The following is a 16,316-nucleotide window of genomic DNA, read 5'->3' as shown; positions in this document are numbered from 1 at the left end:
ACGATGATGAATACCTTGATGACTCGCGCAACTGCCGTGCCCCACCGCTTCAACGTGCTGGGCGCTTCCTTGTTGGCCTGCCTGTTCCAGCTGGGCCTGGTCGGTAGCGCCGCTGCAGCGCCTTCGGCCACCTTGCCGGCCGCAGCCGCAGCCGCAGCCGCACCCGCAGCCGCGGATGCGCAGGGCGCGTTGGGCGCGCTCAAGCACGTGCGGGCTGGCGTGCTGGACGTGGCGTATGCCGAACTCGGCCCGGCCAAAGGGCCGGTGGTGATCCTGCTGCACGGCTGGCCCTACGACATCCACAGCTATGACGAAGCGGCGCCGCTGCTTGCAGCAAAGGGCTACCGGGTGCTGGTTCCGTTCGCGCGCGGTTATGGCGACACCCGTTTCCTCTCAAGTGACACCCCACGCAATGCGGAGCCCGCCGCGCTGGCCCAGGACGTGATCGATTTCATGGATGCGCTGGGCATCAAGCGCGCCGGGCTTGCAGGCTTCGACTGGGGCGCGCGTTCGGCCAACATCGTGGCCGCGCTGTGGCCCGAGCGCGTGCGCTCGCTGGTGTCGGTGAGTGGCTACCTGATCAGCAGCCAGGCGGCAGGCAGTGCGCCATTGCCGCCGAAGGCTGAGCTGCAGTGGTGGTACCAGTTCTACTTCGCCACCGGCCGTGGCCGCGATGGCTACGACAAGAATCGGCACGACTTCGCCCGCCTGATCTGGCAGTTGGCCTCGCCGCAGTGGAAGTTTGATGACGCCACATTTGCGCGCAGCGCCGCAGCGTTGGACAACCCCGACCAGGTGGCCATCGCCATCCACAACTACCGCTGGCGCCTGGGCTTGGCCGAAGGTGAGGCGAGGTACGCGCCGTTGGAACAGCGCCTGGCCGGCCTTCCCAGCATCGGCGTGCCGACCATCACCATGGAAGGCGATGCCAACGGTGCGCCGCACCCCACCGCTGAGAGCTACGCGAAGCGGTTCACCGGCAAGTACGAGTACCGGCTGATCAGCGGCGGCATCGGCCACAACCTGCCGCAGGAAAGTCCGCAGGCGTTCGCGCAGGCGGTGATCGACGTCGACCACCTGTAAGCCGCGGAGACACCGATGAAAATCCTCCGGATCCTTCTGTTCGTGCTGGTCTGCACACTGGTCGTGTTCGGCACCATCTTCATCGCACGCGGCGCGCCCGCCGCCAAACCGGCATCGCCGATCTATGGCGTGACTCTGCCGGACAACTACCGGCGCTGGCAGCTGGTGGGCGTGGCGCAGGAAGCTGCACCGTTGAACGAGTTGCGTGCGGTACTGGGCAACGATGTGGCCGTGCGCGCCTATCGGGAGGGCAGGTTGCCCTTCCCCGACGGGACGGTACTGGTGAAGCTGGCCTGGAAGGACGTGCCGTCGGGCGAGTTCGCCCCGGCCTCGGTTCCCGGCGCAGCCACCACCGTGCAGGTGATGGTCAAGGACTCCAGGAAGTACGGCTCGTCCGGCGGCTGGGGCTTTGGCCGTTTCATCGACGGGCAGCCCGCCGACCGCGCCCAGCACGACACCTGCCTGGCCTGCCATCAATCGCGGGTCAAGGACCACGACCTTGTGTTCACCCGGTGGGCGCCCTGACCGGCCCCGCCATCCACTCCCACTGAGGAATGCCCCCATGATCCTGCGCAATCGCCGCTCAACCTCCCTTGCCGGCACCCTGATGCTGCTGGCGTTGTCACTGGCCACGCCGCTGGCCGGCTTCGCGGCCCCAGCTTCGCCGACCAAGCCAACGGTGGTGCTGGTACATGGCGCCTTCGCCGACAGTTCCAGCTGGAACGGCGTCATCGACCGCTTGCACGCCGATGGCTACCGCGTGATAGCGGCGCCCAACGAACTGCGAAGCGTTCGCGCCGACGCGGCAGAGGTCGGCAGCCTGCTTCGCAGCATCCCCGGGCCGGTGGTGCTGGTGGGGCACTCCTATGGCGGTTTGGTCATCAGCGCCGCCGCCGATGGCGCGTCCAACGTCAAGGCGCTGGTGTTCGTCGCCGCGTTCGCGCCAACGGCAGGCGAAACCGCGGCGCAGCTGTCCGGCAAGTTCCCGGGCAGCAGCCTTGGTGCCGCGCTGGCACCGCCGGTGGTGCTGGCCGACGGCGGCAAGGATCTTTACATCGATCAGGAGAAGTTCCATGCCCAGTTCGCAGCGGACGTCCCCGCAGCGCAGGCACGCCTGATGGCGGCAGGCCAGCGCCCGATCACCGAGGCCGCACTGAACGAGGCCAGCCCGGCGTCGGCGTGGAAGACGTTGCCCAGCTGGTTCGTATACGGCGATGCCGACCTCAACATTCCGGCCGCCGCGCAGGCCTTCATGGCTGAACGCGCGCAGTCGCGCGAGACCGTGGTGGTCAAGGGCGGCTCGCACGTGGTCATGGTGTCTCATCCGGATACCGTGGTGGCGTTGATCGAGAAGGCGGCCAAGTCCGATGGAGGTGCAAGATGACCGGACAGTCGAGGTCCTCGTCCGTCAGTAGCCCGCCATTGACCTGGTTGATCACGGGCGCATCCAGTGGCATCGGCCACGCCCTCGCCGAACATGCGCTCGTGCATGGGCACCGCGTCGTACTGGCAGCACGCAGCACGGCTGCGATGGATATGCTGGCTGCGCGTTTCCCGCTGACAGCGCGGGTAGTGGTGCTGGACGTCACCAGCAGTGCCCAGCGCAGCGCGGCGGTGCAACATGCGATCCAGCAGTTCGGTGCCATTGATGTGCTGGTGAACAACGCGGCCGTCGACTTCATCGGCGCCATCGAAGAACAACGCGATGCCGACTGCCGGGCGCAATTCGAGGTCAATCTGTTCAGCGCTGTCGACATGATCCGGTTGGTGCTTCCAGGCATGCGCTCGCGAAGGGCTGGAACGCTCGTCAACGTCTCCTCCATGAACGGAATTGCCAGCCTGCCCGGCAATGGCTTCTATTCGGCCACCAAGTTCGCAATGGAAGGTGTGACAGAAGCCCTCCGCGTGGAGCTTGAGTCGCTGGGTATACGCGCGTTCACCGTGCAGCCCGGTTCGGTGCGAACCGGCATTGAAGCACGCACGCATGCTTCCGGAAGCGCGATAGCCGACTATGCGGCAACCTCTGGGCGGTTCAGGGGGCAGGTGGCGACCGTGACTCCTGACATGTTCCCCGGCGACCCGGCACGTGTAGCTGCGGCGATCTACAACGAAACCGTCTCATCCACCGGTCGCCGTTGGCTGGTACTCGGTAGTGACGCCCTGCGCCGTATCCGCGCGAAGCTGGCGGCATTGCAGCAGGACCTCGATGCGGCGGCACTGACGGCGCCGCAGACCGATTATCCCGGCGCAGGTTCGGCCGTGCTCTGACTCACATTCCGCAAGGAGAATACCGATGGCACAACGATGGCTCATCACCGGCGCATCACGAGGAATAGGACGTGCACTGGCTGAAGCGGTGCTCGAGGCGGGATACCAGGTGGTTGCCACCGCCCGCGATGCCGCCCGTCTCGGCGACCTGCTGCATCGACATGGCGACGCGGTGCGAACCTTCGCGCTGGACGTGACCAACCCCAGCCAGGCGGCTCAAGCGGTGGCGCTTGCACGGGAGGCGTTCGGCGGACTGGACGTGCTGGTGAACAATGCCGGCTACGGCGATGTGAACTCCGTGGAAGATGCCAGCCTCGCCGAGTTCCGCCAGCAGATCGAAACCAACCTGTTCGGCACCATCATCATGACCAAGGCGGCCATTCCGTTGATGCGCGAACAGGGCAGTGGCCACATCATCCAGTTCTCCTCAGTCGGTGGGCGGATCGGCGCACCCGGACGTGCGGCGTACTCGGCCGCCAAATGGGGCATCGAAGGCTTCTCCGAGTCGTTGGCCAGGGAGATGGCCTTGATCGGCGTGCAGGTCACCGTGGTCGAGCCCGGCGGCTTCCGTACCGACTTCGCTGGTACGTCCACCACGTTGCATGAGGGCCGCCGCGAGTACGACGCGGTGGTAGGCGCCACCGCACGGGCGCAGCGTGCCTATGACGGACGCCAGCCCGGCGACCCGGCGCGGGCCGCCGCCGCGCTGCTGAAGCTTGCAGCACTGGAGCGGCCGCCGCTGCGCCTGGCGCTGGGAAGTGATGCGCTGGAGATCATTGCCAATGCTGATCGCGCCAGGTTGCAGGAACTTGAGCGGTGGCGGGAACTCAGCGTCTCGACGGACTATCCCGAGACAGGGTGACAGCCCTCGTGTCGCCCCAGCGTTCCGTCCATGGCACTGGTGTCGCACAAACTCGATGTTACCTTTGGTAGGTAACGTCTTTCGAGGGACATCCCCATGCACAGCCTGATCGTAGTTGCCCACCCTGAATCCGGTTCGCTGACCCATGCCGTAGCGCACCAGATCCGCGATTCCATCCTTGCCGCCAGCAATGGAAACACCGTTGAGCTGGCGGACCTGGCGGCCGAGGGCTTCGACCCGCGCTTCAACGCGGGTGACAACGCCCTGTTCCGGCAGACTGCATCCGTGCCGGCCGACGTGGCCGCCGAGCATGCCCGTATCGACCGCGCGGACACGCTGGTACTGGTGTATCCGTTGTACTGGTGGTCATTCCCGGCGCTGTTGAAGGGTTGGATCGACCGTGTGTTCACGCAGGGGTGGGCGTACGCCGATGGTGCCGACGGCAAAGTGCTCAAGAAGCTGGGTCGGCTGCAGGTGCATCTGGTCGGCCTGGGCGGGGCCGATGCCGGCATGATCGAGCGGCGCGGCTACGGTGCGGCGATGAAGACCCAGATCGACGTGGGCATTTTTGATTACTGCGGCGCGCGTGTGGAGTCCTCCACGCTGTTGCTGGACTCGGACAGCGGTGCGGCAGACGCGCATCTGCATACCGCCGCTGGCATCGGACGTACCATTGGGGCTTCCGCTGCCGCTTGAAACCTCGTCCATGCCCTCTGAACCCCTCCGCCGCCGCCGACTGCCGCGCGAGCAGCGTGCCCGCCAGCTATTGGACGTGGCGTGGCAGTTGGTGGGTGAAGAGGGCACCGACGCGCTGTCGTTGGGTCGTCTCGCCGAAGCAGCCGGGGTGACCAAGCCGGTGGCGTACGACCATTTCCTCACCCGCAACGGCCTGCTGGCTGCGCTTTACAAGGACTACGATCAGCGGCAGACAGCCGTGTTCGAAGCGCGGATTGAACAGGCGAAGTCGCAGTTGAAGGACAGGGCAAGGGCGATTGCCAGCGGCTACATCGATTGTGTGCTGTCGCAGGGCACCGAAATCCAGGCAATCCTCGCGGCACTGGCCGGCTCCCCCGAACTGGTGGCGGTGAAGCGCGGCTACCAGCTGGATTTCATCGGGAAGTGCGCGGAGTGGCTCAGTGGATTCGCGCCCGCTCACGATGTGCCGGAGGCCAGCTACTGGGCGATCCTCGGTGCAGCAGAGTCCCTGTCTGAAGCGGTTGCAGCGGGGCGGGTGGTCCAAGGCGAAGCGGAGCAGGAGCTGGTGCGGCTCATCATCGCTGCGGTTCTCCGCCGATAGAATCAGCAGCTTCACATCCCCTCAGCGCTATCGGAAAAACCATGCACGCTGTCATCTATCACAACCCAAAATGCGGCACCTCTCGCAACACGCTGGCACTGATCCGGCATGCGGGGATCGAACCGGAGATCGTGGAGTACCTGCGCAATCCGCCTACGCGCACGCGGTTGGCCGAGCTGATTGCAGCAGCGGGACTGGATGTCCGGGACGCCATTCGCGTCAAGGAGGCCATTTACGCCGAGCTGAGTCTGGCCGATCCAGCGCTGGGTGAGGATGCGCTTCTGGACGCGATGGTGGCCCACCCGATCCTGATCCAGCGTCCGATCGTGGAGACCGGGCTTGGTACGCGCGTGGCGCGGCCGTCAGAACGGGTATTGGAAATTCTTCCGGAGATCAGCGCTCCGTTCGCCAAGGAGGACGGTGAGGTGGTCAGCCCGCAGGCGAAGCGAGATCCACACCGCTGATGATCTGCTCGACGCGCAACAGCAGGTCGTCGATGTTGAACGGCTTGCCGACGAACGGCACGTCCTGGTGTTCCTTCGGAATGGCCTGTGAATAGATGGCCGACGCGAACAGATAAGGCGTCCCCTGCGCGGCCAACTGGTCCGCCACCGGGAAGATGGCGCCATCACGCAGTTCCACGTCCAGAATGGCGGCGTCGAAGTGCTGGTACGCCAAGGCGGCAAGCGCATCGGTCACCGAATAGGCGGGAACCGGTGCGTAGCCGGCCGCAGTCAGCACTTCGACAAACAGCCGCGACAGCTCGATCTCATCTTCCACCACCAGGACGGTGGTGCTGACAGGTGCTACAGCCACGCTACTCATTTTCTCAACGCACAAGGAAGGCATCGTCATACTGCTCCAACGCGTGTCAACGCGGGGGCAAGTATTCTTGCCCCCGCCTTCATCGCGTGAAAATGCCTGCAATCAGTGGCTCTGGCTGGAGACCGCCTTCAGCAGCACCGATGCGGCTTCAGCCGAAGAGGCCGGGTTCTGTCCCGTAACCAGCAGGCCATCGCTCACCACGTAAGAGCCCCAGTCGGCGCCCTTCGAGTAGTTTCCACCCAGTTCCTTGAGGGTGTCCTCCACCAGGAACGGCACGACCTTGGTGAGACCGACGCCTTCTTCTTCAGAATTGGTGAAACCGGTGACCTTCCTGCCCTTGACCAGCGGCGTGCCATCGGCGGCCTTGACGTGGCGGAGCACGCCCGGGGCATGGCAGACCAGACCCACCGGCTTGCCGGCACCGATGAAGGACTCGATCAGGGCGATGGAATTCCTGTCCTCTGCCAGATCCCAGAGTGGACCGTGGCCGCCGGGGTAGAACACGGTGTCGAAGTCGGCCTGCGAAACGCTGTCCAGCCGCACGGTGTTACCGAGTTTGGCAGTGGCTTCGGCATCGGCCTCGAAGCGGCGGGTGAGATCGGTCTGCGAATCCGGTTCGTTGCTCTTCGGATCCAGCGGCGGCTGGCCGCCCTTCGGCGAGGCGAGGGTAATGGTGGCGCCGGCTTCCAGGAAGGCGTAATAGGGAGCGGCGAGTTCCTCCAGCCAGAAGCCGGTCTTCCTGCCGGTGTCGCCAAGCTGGTCGTGGGAGGTGAGCACAATCAGTACGTTCATGGTGTGGCCTTTCGGGGGATGTCACCCAGTGTCGCCCACACACAGTAAAAGTACGGTGTTGGTCGCCCCCTGCCGTTGTTAGGCTGCGCCCATCCCCGACCGGAACTGCCGCCATGAAGATGAAGCATCTGCCCCGCAGGTACGTTGCTTTACTGTCGGCCGCAGTGGCGCTGGCGGTAACGGTGTCAGGCTGCAAGCGTGAACCGGGGGCAACAGCTCCGGTTGCTGCCGATACACCGGCTCCTGCTACCGCCCCCGCCGCCACCGCCACCGAGCCTGCCGCGCCGGCACCAGCTGCGGCGACGCCTGCACCGGACAGCGTACCGGTCACCGCCGACAACTTCGTCCGTGCCGAAACAGATCGCTACTTCGGCAACCTGGTGAAGGAAGGCGGGTTGGGCAAGCTGTTCCATCACCGTGAGCCGGCGTCCATCGACAACCAGACCGTGGTGCGGCTGAACCGCGACACGCTCTATTCCAGCGCGGTGTTCGACCTGGATGCCGGGCCGGTCACCGTCACCCTGCCGGACGCCGCAGGGCGCTTCATGTCGATGCAGGTCATCGATGAAGACCAGTACACCACCCAGGTCAACCACAAGCCAGGCGCATACACGCTGAGCCGTGGCAAGGATGGCACGCGCTATGTAGTGGTCGGCATACGCACGCTGGTGGATCCCAACAGCCCGGACGACGTGGCCAAGGTGCATGCCCTTCAGGATGCGATCAAGGTGCAGCAGGCGGCAGTGGGTACCTTCGAGGTTCCCAAATGGGACACCGTCAGCCAGGACAAGGTCCGCGACGCCCTGGTTGCATTGGCGGCCACGCTACCTGACGGTCGCCGCATGTTCGGGACCCGCGAGAACACCGACCCGGTCCGCCGCGTCATTGGCGCAGCGGCCGCCTGGGGCGGCAACCCGGACAACGAAGCGATCTATCTCAATGTCACCCCAAGCCATAACGATGGCAAGACCGTGTACCGCCTGCATGTGGGGGAGGTGCCGGTGGACGGGTTCTGGTCGGTCAGCCTGTACAACGCCAAGGGCTACTACGAGAAGAACGAGCAGAACGCCTACACGTTGAACAACCTTACCGCCAAGAAGAACGCGGACGGTTCGTTTGACATCCAGTTTGGCGGCTGCGATGGGCAGGTGCCCAACTGCCTGCCGACGATGGCGGGCTGGAACTACCTGGTGCGGCTGTACCAGCCACGTGCCGAGATTCTGGATGGACGCTGGACCTTCCCGGAGGCGGTAGCCGTGCAGTGAGCTGCACCATAGGCAGCGAACGCACGCTCTGCACGTGCGTTCTGCAATGCTGGGAGCATGAACCAGTCGCTGCCTCCCGACGCTGAACCCACAACCACAGACCATGGACGCCCGCGCTCGCGGGCGTTCGCCATTCGCCGGTGGCTCGCGTGGCTTGTGGTGCCGGTCGTCCTGTCCGTTGCCGTGCTCGCGCTCTGGAACAGTGAATGGCTCAGGGCGCCCCGCGCGATGTGGGACCTGTCGCGCATGTCCGCACCCACGTCGTTGCCGGTTCCGGTGGAAGGCGTTCCCGCCCGGCGCATTGCCGATACCTTCGGTGCGCCACGTGGGCGTGACCGGACCCATGCAGGGGTGGACATCTTCGCCAAGCGCGGCACGCCAGTGGTGAGCGCCGGTCCGGGCGTGGTGGTGTCCGTGCGCGACAGCGGGCTGGGCGGGCGCCAGGTCTGGGTGGTGGGGCCGGCGCGCGAGCGCTACTACTATGCGCATCTGGACGACTGGCGCGAAGGCCTGGCCGAAGGTGACGTGCTCGCCGAAGGCGATGTGCTGGGTTATGTGGGCGACAGCGGCAATGCGGCCGGCACGCCGCCGCACCTGCACTGGGGCATCTATGGCAGTAGTGGCGCCTACGATCCGTTGCCATTGCTCCGCGCGCACGCCACCGGTGAACCGCGCGGCTCAACCCCGCCCTGATACCGGCCCGGACACATGCGCATGCCCGCGCACGTGCCAACGCCACGGGAAGTCCACCGCACGGCGGATGCCGATGCGTGGCCCGGCCACCGGATGATCGGGCGGTGGCATGCCGTCGGAGACGATGCGGATGCCGCGATCATTGCGAACCAGGTCGGCGCCATCCAGTGCCTTGTCGATGCCCATCGCCTGCGACAGCCGTCCCGGACCGCTGGCCAGCTCGCGGTCGCGGCGGATCGCCGGGCGCGCTTCGCGGATGAGGTCCAGGCCCTGCACCGGTTCCAGCGCCCGCAACAGCACGCCCCACCCTTGACCGACCTCACCACAGACCGCGTTGCTGCCCCAGTGCATGCCGTAGGTGAAATACACATACAGGTGCCCGCACTCGCCGAACATGCTGGCGGTGCGCGCGGTCATGCCTCGGAACGAATGCGCCGCCGGGTCCTGGTCGCCGGCGTAGGCCTCCACTTCCACGATCCGCCCGGCACGACCGTCGTCGCGGACCAGCAGCTTGTTGAGCAGCTCCGGCGCCACCTCGGTCGGGTGGCGCCGGTAGAAGCGGCGCGGCAGCGTGCGCCAGCGCGACGGGGGCAGCAGGACGGATGCGGGCATGTCAGGTTCCAGCGTGGATACCCGCAGCATGCACCGGCTGCCGTCGTCGCTGCATCAAGCCTCAGCGCAGCGCCAACGGCTGCTGCGCCAGGATCCGTGCCAGCTTGTTCGGGTTGCGCTGCACCAGGATCTGGGTGATGCGCTCGCCGTCGGTGTCGAACGACATTGCCGATTCCAGGTGGTCGCCGAAGTAACGCAGCAGTCCCATGCGGCCGTTGAAGAACGCCGGCACCATGCGCAGCTCGGCGCGCCGCCGCAGCGTGGGTGCGAACAGCAGCTGCGCGATGCGCGCGCCGCCCAGCATCGGTTTGGGGAAGCTGCTGACGATGCCGCCGCCGTCGCCGATCAGCTGCGCCGAGCTGTCCATCAGCGCCATCATCGACTTCAGGTCGGCCTTGTCCAGCGCGTCGGCGAAGGCATGCAGGAGCTGCTGATGGGTACGGTGCGGCACCACGTGCAGCGGTCGTTCCTCGCGCAGGCGGCTGCGCGCGCGATGCACGATCTGCCGACAGGCGGCTTCGCTCTTGTCCAGGATCCCGGCGATCTCCGGGTAGTCGCGGTCAAACACATCGTGCAGCAGGAAGGCGGCGCGCGCTTCCGGTGCCAGACGCTCCAGCACGGCGAGGAACGCCACCGAAAGATCGCTGGCTGCTTCGTGCAGGCGCTCGGGTGTGTCCGCGTCTTCGGTCGGCACCGGCTCGGGCAGCCAGATGCCCACGTACTGCTCGCGGCTGCGCCGGGCCAGGCGCAGTTCGTCGATGGCGATGCGGGTGGCGGTGGCGACCAGCCACGCTTCGGCGTTCTCGATGGCCGCGCGGTCGGTGCCATTCCAGCGCAGCCATGCCTCCTGCGCCACGTCTTCGGCCTCGGCCATCGAGCCCAGCATGCGGTAGGCCACGCCCAGCACGCGCGGGCGCAACGAAGTAAACAGGTCGGGGGAGGTATCCATCGCGGCATTCAACACGAGCAGGGGCCGCAGGAACAGTGCCGGGAGAGGAGCACGGTTCCTGCGGCGTGCAACGCCCCGCTCACTGCGGTGGCAGTACGGCGGGTTTGTCGGCGTCCTTGAGCAGGAACACCACGAATCGCGCCGGCTTGGTGCTGCTCGCATTGCGGCCCACGGTGTGCAGGTCGTCCGGACCTTCATGGAACGCTTCGCCAGGGCCCAGCGTGACCTCGGGACCACCAGCGACGCCCATCACGATGTTTCCCTCCAAAACGTAGACAAATCCATGCGCGTCGTGCCTGTGGATCGGGTCGGCACTGCCGGGTGGGTACTCCACGGTGAGGATCAACGCTTCCTTGCCCGGGTACTCGGGCAGGGCTTTGCTCATCACCGATGTCACCACCGGCTCGGGTGCGGCAGGGGCGGGCGTGGCCGCCATAGCGGCAGGGCTGGCGGCGGCCAGCAGCAGCGGGCACAGGAACAGGGACAGGCGCATGGGGTGTCTCCTTCAGTTGAGGTCGGCTTTGTCCAGGCCCCAGGCCTTGTCGCGCGAACCCGGTTCGCTGCGGAAGGCGATGTTGATGCGGTTCCAGGCATTGATGCCCATCACCGCATGGGTGAGATCCAGCACTTCCTGTTCGGAAAGCTGGCCACGCACGCGCTCGTAGAGTTCGTCCGGCACGCCGTGCGCGGGCAACTGGGTGAGCACTTCGGTCCACGCCAGCGCGGCGCGTTCGCGCGGGCTGAACAGGGTGGATTCGCGCCACACTGCCAGGTGGTGCAGGCGCAGCGGGCGCTCGCCGTGGATCGTGGCCTGCTTGACGTGCATGTCCACGCAGAAGCCGCAGCCGTTGAGCTGGGACGCGCGGATCGCGATCAGGTCCTGGATCGGTTCTTCGATGGTGGTGGCATGCGCGGCCATGCTGTAGTCGAGCAGTTTCTTGAACAGGGCGGGCGCTTGCTTCTGATAGTCGAGACGTTCGCTCATGGTCGTGTTCCTGGCGGTAGAGGGGGGCAGATCGGAGGCTGCAGGCTAGGCGCGGCGCCGCTGCGCCGGTAGCCGGCGCGGCGGACGCACCGTGTTGAGCGCAATGCACCAATCCCGGTGGAGTGGGTCTGTCACAGCGCAATGCGCTGGTCCGTCTGACCGGTATGAGCACCCCGAACGCCACCGATGCTGCAGGCCCGCCGTGCCCCGCCGACCAGGTATGGACGACGTTCCTGGCCGCGCTGGACGCCCTGCCTGCTGACGCGCGCCTGCTGCTGTTGCTGCACGACGTGGCCGGGGCGTCCATCGAAGCGCTCATGCCCCTGCTTGGACTCTCCGCCACCGATTGCCGGCAGCGTCTGCAAGCCGCCCATGCCTGCCTGCGTGACCACGCGCGCCTCTCTGGAGTGTTACCCCCATGTCCCTGACCGAAACGAGCGCCGTCGAGGACGGTGTCGATCCGCTCACCACTGGCTTTTCGGCCAGCTATGCCGGGGTGATGGCCTTCATCGCGGTGGCCCACGAGGGCAGCTTCTCGCGCGCGGCAGACCGCCTCGGCATCGGCCGCTCGGCAGTCAGCCGCAGCGTGCAGAAGCTGGAAGGACAGCTGGGCGTACGCCTGTTCCTGCGCACCACGCGCTCCACCTCGCTGACCCGCGAGGGCGAGCTGTTCCATGACGGTTGTCGCCCGGGCGTGGACCGCATCCTGCAGGCGCTGGAAGAGATGCGCGACCTGCGCGACGGACCGCCACGCGGCCACCTGCGGGTCAGCGCCACCTACGGCTTCGGGCGCAAGGTGATCGCGCCGCTGCTCTCTGCATTCCGTGCACGTTTCCCGGATGTCACCCTGGAACTGCAGCTGGAAGAACGCGCGCTGGACCTCGCCGCCGACCGCATCGACGTGGCCTTCCGCGATGGCGTGCTGGAAGACAGCGAAGTGATCGCCAAGCATCTGATCCCGATGCAGCTGCTGGTCTGCGCCGCCCCGGCGTACGTACAGCAGCACGGCCTGCCGAGCACCGTGGCCGAACTGGCCACGCATGCCTGCATCAGCCAGCGGCAGCCGAACGGGCGCCTGCAGCCCTGGGAATTCCGGGTCGACGGCAAGCCGCTCAGCGTGGAGCCGTCCTCGGCGCTGGTGTTCAACGACGCCGACCTGGCGCTGCAGGCGGTGCTGCAGGGCCAGGGATTGGCGCAGCTGCCGAACTACCAGGTGCGTGCGACGCTGGACGCCGGCCTCGCGGTGAGCTGCCTGGACCAGTATGCGGCCGACGACCGTGGCCACTACCTGTGCTACCTGAGCCGGCGCCAGCTGCCCAAACGGATCCGCGCGTTCATCGACTTCATTACCAGCGAGGTCCGCGCGCTCGACCTGGACGTGGTCACCCACTGGGAAAGCGTGCAGCACGCCGGCGCCCCGGCGCGCGACATCGACGTCGGGGCATGGCGGTGACCCCGATTGGTTCCCGGCGGGCAACAGTGCGCGTCCAAGCGCGGATCTACTGCCGCCGTGGCGGCCTGCCTAGCATCGTCACAAGTCCCCGCTCCGGCGGGGCGTCCCCTTCCAGCAGTGGAGCACTCCCATGAAGTTCCTGGTCATCGGCGGCACCGGCCGCATCGGCAGCAAAGTGGTTGACCGCCTGCGCATGGCCGGGCACGAGATCGTCATTGCAGCGCCTTCCACCGGCATCGACATCATCAGCGGCGAGGGACTGGACGCGGCGATGGTGGGCACCGACGTGGTCATCGACCTGGCCAACTCGCCGTCGTTCGAGGACGGGGCGGTGCTGGCCTTCTTCCAGACCGCCGGCCGCAACATCCTGGCCGCCGAAAAGTCGGCGGGCGTACATCACCACGTGGCGCTGTCGGTGGTGGGCACCGACAAGCTGGCAGCCAGCGGTTACTTCCGCGGCAAGATCGCGCAGGAGGCGCTGATCCGCGACGCGGGCATCGCCTACACCATCATCCATTCCACCCAGTTCTTCGAGTTCCTGCCGGGCATCATCCAGTCTGCGGGTGACGCGCTGCGCCTGCCCACCGCCCTGGTACAGCCGATCTCGGCCGACGACGTCGCCGATGCCGTGGCGGCGGTGGCGCAGAAGCCCGCGGTCAATGGCGTGGTGGAGATTGCCGGCCCCGAGCGCGCGCGGATGGACGAGCTGGCGCAGCGCTTCATGGACCGCACCGGCGACCCGCGCCGCGTGGTCGGCGACGCGCAGGCCCCGTACTTCGGTGCGCAGCTGCAGGACGACACCCTGGTTCCTGCGGGACAGGCATGGCTGGGCCGCCAGGGCTTCGACGCCTGGCTGCAGCAGTCCGGACTGGTGCGCTGACCGGCCATGTCCGACCTGAAGCCGCCGTCGCCTGCCGTACTCGACAAATACCGTGGCGATGAAGTGCGTCCGCTCTATACCGGGCGGGTACGGGTCCAGGGCGGTGTCACCGGCCATGGCCGTGCCTCGGGAGTGGTGGTGTCCGACGATGGCGCGCTGTCGCTGGACCTGCGCCTGCCGCCGTCGCTGGGCGGTCCCGGCGGTGGCAGCAACCCCGAGCAGCTGCTGGCGGCCGGATACGCCGCGTGTTTCCACGGCGCCATGAGCCTGCTCGCCAGCCGCGCCGGACTGGTGCTGTTGGATGCATGTATTGAAGTGGCGGTGACCTTCTCGCGTGACCCGATCGACGGGCTGTACCTGCTGTCGGCCGAGGTGGAGGCCTACCTGCCCGGGCTGGAATGCAGCGTGGCCGCCGAGCTGGTCCGCAACACCGAACGCGTCTGCCCCTACGCAAAGATGTTCCGCAACGGCATCACCCACGTGGTGAGCGTGGTGCCCACCGCAGCGCCATGAGCGCCGCTTCCCCTACTGGAGAGAACCCTCATGCACGCCGGTCGTTCATACACCCTTACCGAATTCCTGGTCTGGACCCGTCGCCCGCTGTACCTGCTGATCCTTTGGAATGCAGCGCTGGTGGCGCTGTACCAGGTCGTCGGCCTGCACTGGCTGACCCTGCCGTGGAATGTGATCTTCATGCTCGGCACCAGCGTGGCGCTGATTGCCGGTTTCAAGAACACACAGACCTACAACCGGTTATGGGAAGCACAGCAGGTATGGGCTTCGATCACCGCGGCAAGCCGCCTGTGGGGCACGATGAGCCGCGACTACGTGGCCCATCCCGAACACACCCGGCGACTGGTGTACCGGCACCTGGCCTGGCTGACCGCGCTGCGCTACCAGATGCGCGAGAGCAAGCCGTGGGAAACCCAGAAGCTGACGCCGAACATGGAGTATCGCAAGCATTACGATGTGCCGGAAAAGGCACGCACGCTGGACGCGGAATTGACCAAGTACGTGACCCCGGACGAGCGCGCGCGCATCCTGGGCGCGACCAGCAGGGCCACTGAGGCGCTGTCGCTGCAGGGCGCCGCGCTGCGCCAACTGCTCGACGACGGACAGATTTCGCAGGCCAGCTTCGCAGAGCTGCAGCGCGTGCTGCGTGACCTGCACGACCAGCAATCGCGCAGCGAGCGCATCAAGAACTACCCGTACCCACGCCAGTACGCGGTGATCAACGTGATCTTCGTGCGCATCCTGTGCCTGCTGCTGCCGCTGGGAATGATCGACCTGATAGCGCCGATGAACGACACCGTAGGCGGTGCGATGGCCGGGCACATGGTGTGGCTGGCGATCCCGCTGGGCGCGCTGGTGTCGTGGATGTACGCCGCGCTGGACCAGGTCGGTGAGAACAGTGCCAACCCGTTCGAGGGCGGTGCAAACGACATTCCGATCTCGCAGCTGTGCAGCACGGTGGAAAGCGACCTGCGGCAGATGCTGGATGAGCGCGATGTCCCGGTGCAGCAGGCACCGGCCAGCGCCATCGTGATGTAACCCACAAGGACCGCGTACATGAAGATCGTCGTCATCGGGGGCCACGGGCTGATCGGCAGCCGGGTGGTGGAACATCTGGCCGCCCAGGGACATCAAGCGTTGGCCGCGTCGCGCCGCACCGGCGTGGACGTGGTGACCGGCGAGGGACTGGCCGCCGCACTGCAGGGTGCGCAGGTCGTGGTGGACGCCGCCAATGCGCCGATCTTCGACGCCCCGCAGGTCGGCGACTTCTTCCAGCGGGCCACCACCCAGCTGTTGGCGGCTTGCGAACGCGCCGGTGTGCACCATCTGGTGGCCCTCTCCATCGTTGGTACGCCCTACCTGCAGGACAGCCCCTACTTCCGCGCCAAGGCGGTGCAGGAAGGCCTGATACGGCAATCCGCACTGCGCTCCACGCTGGTGCGCGCGACGCAATGCCATGAATTCATGGCCCAGCTGGTAGCCCCGTTGGCCCAGCGCCGGGCCCTGCACCTGTCGCCCGCCAAGGTCCAGCCGGTGGCCGCCGACGATCTCGCAGCACTGGTGGCCCAGGTGGCGACGGCCGCGCCCACCCGGCGCATGGTGCAGATCGCCGGTCCCGAGTGCCACCGCCTGTTCGAGCTGGTGGAGTGGGTGATGTACTTCAACCAGGACGACCGCCCGGTCGTGGAAGACCCCGATGCGCGCTACTACGGCGCCCGGCTGAAGGACACCACCCTCACTCCGGAACCGGGCGCGCTGCTGGGCAGCACCCGCTTCGCCGACTGGCTGGACAGCCACACGCGCGGTCCGCTGCCGCTGGTGCACCTGCCGTTGCCTTGA

At 66.7% G+C, this 16,316-nt stretch carries 22 protein-coding genes; 16 read left to right on the top strand and 6 right to left on the bottom strand.

Going from position 1 to position 16,316, the window contains the following annotated elements; genetic code table 11:
* The first annotated feature begins 18 nt into the window (after positions 1–18).
* The 8 genes from HGB51_RS08855 to arsC all read left to right on the top strand — a co-directional run bounded on the left by HGB51_RS08855 (position 19) and on the right by arsC (position 5,974).
* Positions 19–1,083 carry an alpha/beta fold hydrolase gene (locus tag HGB51_RS08855; RefSeq protein ID WP_070207370.1) on the top strand — a complete coding sequence of 355 codons (1,065 nt, stop codon included), beginning with the start codon at positions 19–21 and terminating at the stop codon, positions 1,081–1,083.
* 15 nt (positions 1,084–1,098) lie between these two features.
* On the top strand, positions 1,099–1,608 hold the full coding sequence (locus HGB51_RS08850; RefSeq protein ID WP_084738898.1) for a cytochrome P460 family protein: 510 nt from the start codon (positions 1,099–1,101) through the stop codon (positions 1,606–1,608).
* Positions 1,609–1,645: 37 nt separating this feature from the next.
* Positions 1,646–2,467 (top strand): alpha/beta fold hydrolase, encoded by an 822-nt coding sequence (locus HGB51_RS08845; protein ID WP_171966791.1) that lies wholly within the window; start codon positions 1,646–1,648, stop codon positions 2,465–2,467.
* A 38-nt stretch (positions 2,468–2,505) separates the two neighbouring features.
* Positions 2,506–3,351 (top strand): SDR family NAD(P)-dependent oxidoreductase, encoded by an 846-nt coding sequence (locus tag HGB51_RS08840; protein WP_216666723.1) that lies wholly within the window; start codon positions 2,506–2,508, stop codon positions 3,349–3,351.
* 25 nt (positions 3,352–3,376) lie between these two features.
* Complete coding sequence (locus HGB51_RS08835) at positions 3,377–4,213, top strand: oxidoreductase (RefSeq protein WP_070207365.1); 837 nt, start codon at positions 3,377–3,379, stop codon at positions 4,211–4,213.
* Between the two features lie 96 nt (positions 4,214–4,309).
* Positions 4,310–4,909, top strand: coding sequence for an NAD(P)H-dependent oxidoreductase (locus HGB51_RS08830; protein ID WP_070207366.1), 600 nt, complete (start codon positions 4,310–4,312; stop codon positions 4,907–4,909).
* A gap of 10 nt (positions 4,910–4,919) precedes the next feature.
* Complete coding sequence (locus HGB51_RS08825) at positions 4,920–5,510, top strand: TetR/AcrR family transcriptional regulator (RefSeq protein WP_070207367.1); 591 nt, start codon at positions 4,920–4,922, stop codon at positions 5,508–5,510.
* 41 nt (positions 5,511–5,551) lie between these two features.
* Complete coding sequence (gene arsC, locus HGB51_RS08820) at positions 5,552–5,974, top strand: arsenate reductase (glutaredoxin) (protein WP_070207368.1); 423 nt, start codon at positions 5,552–5,554, stop codon at positions 5,972–5,974.
* On the opposite strand, the gene HGB51_RS08815 is transcribed toward arsC, so the two are convergent.
* Together HGB51_RS08815 and HGB51_RS08810 are read right to left on the bottom strand one after the other, a co-directional pair.
* Positions 5,940–6,335: a response regulator gene (locus HGB51_RS08815; RefSeq protein WP_171966790.1), complete on the bottom strand. Its 396-nt coding sequence runs from the start codon at positions 6,333–6,335 to the stop codon at positions 5,940–5,942. The two genes, arsC and HGB51_RS08815, sit on opposite strands and share 35 nt — an antisense overlap.
* Positions 6,336–6,437: 102 nt before the next feature.
* Positions 6,438–7,127 (bottom strand): type 1 glutamine amidotransferase domain-containing protein, encoded by a 690-nt coding sequence (locus tag HGB51_RS08810; protein WP_070209056.1) that lies wholly within the window; start codon positions 7,125–7,127, stop codon positions 6,438–6,440.
* Positions 7,128–7,240: 113 nt separating this feature from the next.
* Here HGB51_RS08810 and HGB51_RS08805 point away from each other — a divergent pair, with 113 nt between their 5' ends.
* Both HGB51_RS08805 and HGB51_RS08800 read left to right on the top strand, forming a co-directional pair.
* The gene (locus HGB51_RS08805; RefSeq protein WP_246233415.1) at positions 7,241–8,392 is read left to right on the top strand and encodes a DUF1254 domain-containing protein; all 1,152 of its coding nucleotides are present in this window, start codon (positions 7,241–7,243) and stop codon (positions 8,390–8,392) included.
* Between the two features lie 57 nt (positions 8,393–8,449).
* Entirely contained in the window at positions 8,450–9,085 is a 636-nt protein-coding gene (locus tag HGB51_RS08800; RefSeq protein WP_070209057.1) for a M23 family metallopeptidase, read from the top strand.
* Here HGB51_RS08800 and HGB51_RS08795 read toward each other — a convergent pair.
* From HGB51_RS08795 to HGB51_RS08780, 4 genes are all read right to left on the bottom strand, one after another.
* The gene (locus HGB51_RS08795) at positions 9,071–9,697 is read right to left on the bottom strand and encodes a DNA-3-methyladenine glycosylase (protein WP_141739213.1); all 627 of its coding nucleotides are present in this window, start codon (positions 9,695–9,697) and stop codon (positions 9,071–9,073) included. The two genes, HGB51_RS08800 and HGB51_RS08795, sit on opposite strands and share 15 nt — an antisense overlap.
* Positions 9,698–9,758: 61 nt before the next feature.
* Positions 9,759–10,646: an RNA polymerase sigma-70 factor gene (locus HGB51_RS08790; protein ID WP_070209058.1), complete on the bottom strand. Its 888-nt coding sequence runs from the start codon at positions 10,644–10,646 to the stop codon at positions 9,759–9,761.
* 79 nt (positions 10,647–10,725) lie between these two features.
* Complete coding sequence (locus HGB51_RS08785; protein ID WP_070209059.1) at positions 10,726–11,139, bottom strand: cupin domain-containing protein; 414 nt, start codon at positions 11,137–11,139, stop codon at positions 10,726–10,728.
* A gap of 12 nt (positions 11,140–11,151) precedes the next feature.
* Positions 11,152–11,631: a carboxymuconolactone decarboxylase family protein gene (locus HGB51_RS08780; protein WP_070209060.1), complete on the bottom strand. Its 480-nt coding sequence runs from the start codon at positions 11,629–11,631 to the stop codon at positions 11,152–11,154.
* Between the two features lie 164 nt (positions 11,632–11,795).
* Here HGB51_RS08780 and HGB51_RS08775 point away from each other — a divergent pair, with 164 nt between their 5' ends.
* The 6 genes from HGB51_RS08775 to HGB51_RS08750 all read left to right on the top strand — a co-directional run bounded on the left by HGB51_RS08775 (position 11,796) and on the right by HGB51_RS08750 (position 16,316).
* Entirely contained in the window at positions 11,796–12,059 is a 264-nt protein-coding gene (locus HGB51_RS08775) for a hypothetical protein (protein WP_070209061.1), read from the top strand.
* A complete protein-coding gene (locus tag HGB51_RS08770) occupies positions 12,050–13,084 on the top strand; it encodes a LysR family transcriptional regulator (protein ID WP_070209062.1) in 1,035 nt (344 codons plus the stop codon). Before HGB51_RS08775 ends, HGB51_RS08770 begins: the two co-directional genes overlap by 10 nt.
* A gap of 130 nt (positions 13,085–13,214) precedes the next feature.
* Positions 13,215–13,964 carry an SDR family oxidoreductase gene (locus HGB51_RS08765; protein ID WP_070209063.1) on the top strand — a complete coding sequence of 250 codons (750 nt, stop codon included), beginning with the start codon at positions 13,215–13,217 and terminating at the stop codon, positions 13,962–13,964.
* A gap of 6 nt (positions 13,965–13,970) precedes the next feature.
* Entirely contained in the window at positions 13,971–14,477 is a 507-nt protein-coding gene (locus HGB51_RS08760; protein ID WP_070209064.1) for an Ohr family peroxiredoxin, read from the top strand.
* 30 nt (positions 14,478–14,507) lie between these two features.
* Positions 14,508–15,515 carry a bestrophin family protein gene (locus HGB51_RS08755; protein ID WP_070209065.1) on the top strand — a complete coding sequence of 336 codons (1,008 nt, stop codon included), beginning with the start codon at positions 14,508–14,510 and terminating at the stop codon, positions 15,513–15,515.
* An 18-nt stretch (positions 15,516–15,533) separates the two neighbouring features.
* On the top strand, positions 15,534–16,316 hold the full coding sequence (locus tag HGB51_RS08750) for an SDR family oxidoreductase (protein ID WP_070209066.1): 783 nt from the start codon (positions 15,534–15,536) through the stop codon (positions 16,314–16,316).

This window comes from Stenotrophomonas bentonitica, from assembly GCF_013185915.1.
GTDB lineage: Bacteria > Pseudomonadota > Gammaproteobacteria > Xanthomonadales > Xanthomonadaceae > Stenotrophomonas > Stenotrophomonas bentonitica.
The sequence above is the reverse complement of the archived record's forward strand: the minus strand, read 5'-3'. Positions and strand labels throughout refer to the sequence as shown.